1 protein-coding gene is annotated in these 256 nt (G+C 69.1%); it reads left to right on the forward strand.

Annotation, left to right across the window (positions count from 1 at the left end):
* On the forward strand, positions 1 to 256 hold a 256-nt coding region (locus FAF44_RS54145; protein ID WP_237111250.1), incomplete at both ends, for a hypothetical protein.

Here is a 256-nt window from a genome sequence, read left to right on the forward strand (position 1 = left end):
GGTGACCGAGCGGATCGACTACCTCACCGCCGACGAGGAAGACCGCTACGTCAAGGCGCAGGCCAACACGGTGCTCAACGCCGACGGCTCGTTCGCCGAGGCGCGCGTCCTGGTCCGCACCAAGGGCGGCGAGACCGAACTCGCCCGTGCCGAGGAGGTCGACTACATCGACGTGTCGCCGCGCCAGATGGTGTCGGTGGCCACCGCGATGATCCCCTTCCTGGAGCACGACGACGCCAACCGCGCGCTCATGGGC

The organism is Nonomuraea sp. MG754425, assembly GCF_021699195.1.
Lineage (GTDB): Bacteria > Actinomycetota > Actinomycetes > Streptosporangiales > Streptosporangiaceae > Nonomuraea.